Origin of the sequence: Hydrocoleum sp. CS-953, from assembly GCF_002260545.1 — a bacterium.
GTDB lineage: Bacteria > Cyanobacteriota > Cyanobacteriia > Cyanobacteriales > Microcoleaceae > Trichodesmium.
Window position 1 is genome coordinate 1 of sequence record NZ_LGSU01001047.1, and the last position, 6,300, is coordinate 6,300.

A 6,300-nucleotide genomic window follows, 5' to 3' on the forward strand; every position below is an offset into this window, starting at 1 on the left:
AAAATTATTTGCATTGCACAACATATTAATTGCTATGGTGTAGCCAATAGGCATAGATCCAATAAAAGCTTGATTGAATTGATAATTTTCATAACTGTTTCTCGGAAAAACAAAGCAGTCTAAACCAGGATGTTTATTTCCCTATTCAGAATACATTAATGGAAGCTCTTCTATTGTTTTATATTTATTACTGATTGTTCTGCGATTAATAATAAAAGCATCATAGCCTTGGTTAATCAATTCAGCGATAGTAACATAAAAGCTGGGTATAACACTTATATCAACAATAGTTTTAGTATTCCAAGTTGTACCTCATTTGTCCGAAATATGGTGTAATATTTGGCTTGGACTTTGGACTTTTGAAAGAATGATATAGTCTGACAATAGTTTTTCTTTTAGGACTTACGCACTTTCGTACCCGGTTTCTACGGTAAATCATTGTTTTGAACAATGGATGTCTAGGAGAAACCGGGTTTCTGGGTTCCCATGCGTAAGTCCTGTCTTTCTTCATATACGATCGCCTTCGGTACGGATTATAGCAGTTTTCATTAATATAGAGTACAGAGATTTTTGCTTCAAGGTAGAAGGCAGAAGTTTTGTATTCAACATTTATGGAAAACCACTACAATTCCTTGATTTAATAATTCTAAATTCTCAATTCTAAATTCTAAATTCATCAAAAGAAGTTTTGTAGTCTACCTTTGTGAAAACCGCTACAATTCCTTAATTTAATAATTCTGAATTCTAAATTCTAAATTCATCAAAAGAAGTTTTGTAGTCTACCTTTGTGAAAACCGCTATAATTTTATCCGTCCTTCAGTTTCCCATAGTCTAATTGTTTTTGTTGACACTCCTAGCATTTCTGCTGCTTAAGATACCGTTAATAAGTTAGACATGAATCTAGTGTATCACATATAGATATCTAGTTATGTCTAACTTTGTCTCAGCAGTCGTGCAAAATTATATACAAATAATTTTGTCTCTAAGCCTGACAGAGTCAGAAGTTAATGCACAATTAATTTTGCTTAAGCGCTTAATTATTTTAATACTGCCGATCACCCTAACTAGCCGCAGCATCAGCTTCCCGGAGAGCCTTGAGAATTTCCGGGCGTTTCATCCGCGCATACCCACGGAGTTTCCGCTCTTGAGCAATTTTCTTTAGTTGTCTGAGTGATTTGGTATCGTAGTCATCACCAGAAACTTCTGGCTCTGCAGGAGCTACTGCAGCTTTAGTCTTCCTGGTAGTTGTTTTTGTAGTAGTTGCCTTAGATCTAGACGTTGTAGAACTTGGCTTACTCTTAGTCGTTGTCTTAGGTTGTGTATCAGTTTTAGCTTCTACTTCAACTGAAGAATCAAGTTCTGAAAGAGCCTGCAATTGACGTCGAACCGCTGATACTTGAGTTTTGAGGTCATCTTCAATATCTTGCATTGTTTTGACCATTCCTGCCAGTTTTTTCTCTATTTGTTTATCGAGATCGTCAAGCTGTTTTGATAATAATTCCATTTTTACTCCTGATGTTGTTTTGTTAGTTGTTGAATTTGCGATTTTTCTTACCAATGTTTCTACCTTATTGTTAACTGAATTTTCTAGGTTTATAATCAAATTTTTGAGCTGGTCAATTTGATTGATATCAATGCTTTCCTCTCGCAAAGATTTTACTTGTTTTTTTAGAACCTCCTCATTTTTATTGATTGATCGATCGATTTTTTGGGTGAGAGAATCTACCTTTTGATCAAATGATACCTTAAGTTGTTGCAGTAGATGATCGAAGCTTGGTGTTTCAGGCATAGGTAGTTCNGGTTTATAATCAAATTTTTGAGCTGGTCAATTTGATTGATATCAATGCTTTCCTCTCGCAAAGATTTTACTTGTTTTTTTAGAACCTCCTCATTTTTATTGATTGATCGATCGATTTTTTGGGTGAGAGAATCTACCTTTTGATCAAATGATACCTTAAGTTGTTGCAGTAGATGATCGAAGCTTGGTGTTTCAGGCATAGGTAGTTCAGTTAACTGTTCCATCTCTGCTCTAGCTATTTCTGCTTGTTCATCCGTCATCTCATAAATCCAGGCCCATAGTTCCTTGATTTCAATTTCTTTTGCAACTTGAAACCAATCAGCACCACGAACAATTTCGTACTGCTGTTGAGTGTCGTAGTTCTCCTTTAATCTGACAAGCAGTGGAATCAAGTTACTACCTTGATCTGCAAGGATCTTAAATAGAGATTCATGTCTTTCAGGAGAAATATCTCTCTCCTGAGACTCTGGCACAGTAATTTTGGATATGGGAATCAACTCCAAACTTATTGCTTGTGCTGGTAAATCTTCTTGTCGATCTTTTCGCTTTGATGAAACCATTTGCTTACAACTTTCCTGAGCTCCTAAAATCAAATAAAGGTATTGTTCAGAACTATTAATAGGCAGCAGGAAATGAATTACAGCTACTTTGTTACTCCTTTTTATCACTTTGGAGAAATTCAATATTTTTTGCTATTCCAAGTATTGGAAATATTATAATTTCATCCCAGTTTGACAAAATAGGATTAGGTGGTGAGAGTTGGTAAACTTCCTAGTGTTGCCTAACAGATTTACGGTCACATAATCTGGGAAATTATGATGAATTCTTAGGCTAAAAGCTTATACATCAGTAAGCTTACCAGCTTTACATTTGAACTTGTTGGTTTTTACCATGCCTTAGTCTAATTTTTTTCTCTTACCCAGATTGTATTTTTATAAGGCTACTTTAGCATACTATTTTTAGCTTTGAGACTTCACGAGTTAAAACCGCGTGAATTCTCGACTACGAGCTGGAAATCTGGTCAACGCCACGATTCCTACATTGCTCGTTTACGAAGTATGCCGTCAGGCAAAACGGCCACATTGCCATTATACATATAAACTACTCAGCTCACGCTTACGGTGTCAATTGCCACTATTCTCTTAAGTCAAAAGACTCTGCAGGCTACTCGTAAGTATCTTTTTTTTGATTCACTGCTTTATAAAACCGATATAAAACGTCATATAGCGACATTTTAATGTTTACTTCCTGCTTCGACCAGAACTGTCGGCAGCACTCTGTCCACAGGCATCAACGGTCAAGCAGACCGCATTTCTTAAATTAATACTCTACTCCTACAACTTGATTAGGCATTGCCTGAGAGAAAGCTTTAGGAATAGCACTCAGTTTCAATAGTTCTGATCTGAGTGGGTTGATGGCAGATTTTTTTCTGGCCATGTCAGGACGCGATCGCATAACTCGATTAAATTGCCTGAAGTTATTTTTTAACTTTTTTGCACAAAATAGTCAAGGTTTACCTATTTGATTAATAATAATATTAATTGGCTGATTTTTGCAAGTGGGGAACGGACGATCACATGAATATTAAATATCTTAAGTTGCTTTTGAAATTACTAGGCTACAAAAACTATCGAGTGTCTATTAGTAAAATCCAGCTAGAGCAAGAAATGAAGGCTTCTGAACGGGATGAAATCTGTTACCGACTTTGCGATCAAGGGTTAGTAAATTTCACCAGGGAGGTTACAAAAATTAATATAGCACCCCAGGGAAAATTACTCTTAGATAGTAAAAAAGCTGCCAGTTCACTGACTGAAGAAGAGTTAAAATTTCTCAAGGCAACTGCTAAGGGTGCTATTGCTCCGGGGGAAACTGGTATAGATGCTACCTATAGACAAGCTGTGATTACAGATTTGCTAGAGGAAGGTTTGATTGAAGTTGTTGCTCAAAAAATCAAAGAAGTATGGCTAACAGAAAAAGGAAAGCAATTTTTGTGCCAAGAATATTCATCCCAAAGTACGGCAAAAGAAATTTCGTTAAAAATGTTAAGTGATTACCTCCAGTTAATGCGGACAAACATTTCTCCCGACTACCCTAAGCAAGAGAAAAATATATCTTCGAGGTTGTCGGACAACAAACCCACCGATTCTGAGATTTTAGCTGTGATTCGAGATTTAGACCATAATCTAGGTACAGATAACTACTTACCAATTTTTCATTTACGAGAAAAACTACAACCTCCTTTATCTCAAACAGAACTAGAACAAGCACTCTACCGTTTAGAAAGAAGTAACAAAATAGAATTAAGTTCCCTCCAGGAGGTAAGATACTACACACCAGAACAAATTGAAGCAGGTATCCCTCAAGATATTGGCGGACCTTTGTTTTTCATAATTACGGAGTAGGGAGTAGGGAATAGGAAGTAGGGAATAGGGAAAACCCTTACTTTTTATTTGATTTTCCTGTCATGGCAAAATCCTAGTCTTCCCTAACTATAAAAAAAGGGAGTAGGGAGTAGGGAGTAGGAAAAACCCTTGCTCTTGATTTGATTTTCCTGTATGGCAAAATCCTAGTTTTCCCTAATTACAAAAAGCGGACATTTATAAATACTCAAAGTCAGTCAGGGATAACTTTTGACTTCTGAATTCTGAATTCGCGCCTTGCGCGTAGCGCTATATCTGCTATCGTAATTCTCTAACCATTCTCAAAAATATTAACAATTTTATTGTATGACATCTATAGATAAGATTATTCAAAGAGAACTTAATCCTTTCGATCCCGTAACTCTTTATACTATTAATTTTTGGCAAGAGCAACAAAATCCTAGTCTGAATGTTGATTCTATCCATCAAAATATTGTTACTGATATAGAAAGGGTACTCGAGCAAGTTGCTCAGGAACATCATCCTCGTACTTTGATACTTACGGGTGACTCTGGTTCTGGTAAAAGTTACCTTTTAGGGAGAATTAAAAAATTATTTAATACTAAAGCTTTTTTTGCCTATATCGATCCTTGGCCTGATAGCGATTATATTTGGCGACATATTTTGCGCCAAACTGTAGACTGTCTGATGAAAACTCCGGAGGGTAAAACAGATTCTCAGTTGTTATTATGGCTTAAAAATCTCTTGGATTTCCAAAATAGTAGTTTGCTCGAAAAAATTATTGGTGAAAGAAGAGTATTCATTAGAAATCTCAAGACAATTTACCCTTCTGGGATTTATAATCCTAATGATTTTTTTAGTGCCCTTTATCATCTACTAGATCCCAAGTATAGCGCTGTTGCCTGTGAGTGGTTACGGGGGGATGATTTGGATGAGGGGGATCTAAAATCTTTGGGTATTAAAAGTAGTATAGATTCTGAAGATTCGGCCCAAAAAATTATTACTAACTTGGGGGTTATTTCGGCTGCATCTCAACCTATTGTTTTATGTTTTGATAATCTTGATAATATTCCTCGCTTGTTAAATGGAACTTTAGATTTACAAGCATTATTTAATGTTAATTCTAGTATTCATACTCACTATCCACAAAATTTTCTGATAATTATTAGTATTATTACGAGTACCTGGAAACAAAATGCTACATTAATTCAACCAGCAGATAAGGCTAGAGTCAATGGGGGGGATTTTCATTTAAAACCAATTACTTTAGAACAGGGTGAAGCTATATTAGCTGCTCGTTTAAATCCTTTGCATTCTCTGGCAAAACCAAAGCCTAAATCACCTATATTTCCTTTGTCAACAGAAATATTAGAACAGAAGTTTCCCAGGGGGAGAACTCTACCCCGGAATATATTAGAATTGGGACGTAAGGAATATGAGCAGTACAAAAGCAAATTATTAGATAATACAGAAAATTCTCAAGATTTAACACCAGGAACAGAATTGGCGACTTTTAAATTGATTTGGCAAGACAAGTATAAGAAGACTCAGAAAAAAATTAGCAAAATTACTGATTTGGCAGCACCAGAATTGATTAGAATGTTACAAGAAGTATTAAATGCTTTACAATGTCAGGAGGTAAAAACTAAATTATTAAGTGGGAAGTATGCTAGTCATTCTTTGAGTTATCAACAACAAAATCAAGAACAAATTATCGGTGTAGTTTGGACGGAAGATCCAAATATGAATAGTTTTTATAATACGATGAATGCTTGTCAGAAAGTTGTGGATAAAAATTTGTGTCAAACTTTATATTTAGTGAGAGCTGCTGAGGTGGGAAGTGCTAGAAATCTTAGCTATAGAATATATAGAAAAATTTTCCAAGGTAGGTTGAAAAATATTCATATTAAACCTAATTTGGAATCTGTGTATTTTTTGGCTACATATCATAGTTTGGTGAATTCTGCTCTCGCTAATGAATTAGTAATTGAAGGTGAGATTATTAGTCTCAAAGAGTTAGAAAAGATAATTTGTGAATCACAAATTTTAAATAACTGTAGTTTATTACAAGATTTGTCTGTAGTTTTTCCTACAGATACTCAAGAACAGTCAAATGAGCCA

General features: G+C 35.3%; 4 protein-coding genes and 1 pseudogene. 2 read left to right on the forward strand and 3 right to left on the reverse strand.

What is annotated here, in order from left to right:
- Positions 1-797 precede the first annotated feature (797 nt).
- The 3 genes and pseudogenes from AFK68_RS45305 to AFK68_RS43480 form a co-directional block, all read right to left on the reverse strand.
- Positions 798-866, reverse strand: a pseudogene (locus AFK68_RS45305) (MerR family DNA-binding transcriptional regulator); the annotation flags it as partial.
- A 194-nt stretch (positions 867-1,060) separates the two neighbouring features.
- Positions 1,061-1,798: Rho termination factor N-terminal domain-containing protein (locus AFK68_RS15365; RefSeq protein ID WP_210407421.1), on the reverse strand; the 738-nt coding region annotated here is incomplete at its 5' end.
- 1,320 nt (positions 1,799-3,118) lie between these two features.
- Positions 3,119-3,253: a hypothetical protein gene (locus AFK68_RS43480; protein ID WP_256386573.1), complete on the reverse strand. Its 135-nt coding sequence runs from the start codon at positions 3,251-3,253 to the stop codon at positions 3,119-3,121.
- A gap of 212 nt (positions 3,254-3,465) precedes the next feature.
- Between AFK68_RS43480 and AFK68_RS15375 the strand changes: the two genes are divergently transcribed.
- Complete coding sequence (locus tag AFK68_RS15375) at positions 3,466-4,200, forward strand: hypothetical protein (RefSeq protein WP_246844215.1); 735 nt, start codon at positions 3,466-3,468, stop codon at positions 4,198-4,200.
- Between the two features lie 324 nt (positions 4,201-4,524).
- Positions 4,525-6,300: P-loop NTPase fold protein (locus tag AFK68_RS15380; protein WP_094673549.1), on the forward strand; the 1,776-nt coding region annotated here is incomplete at its 3' end.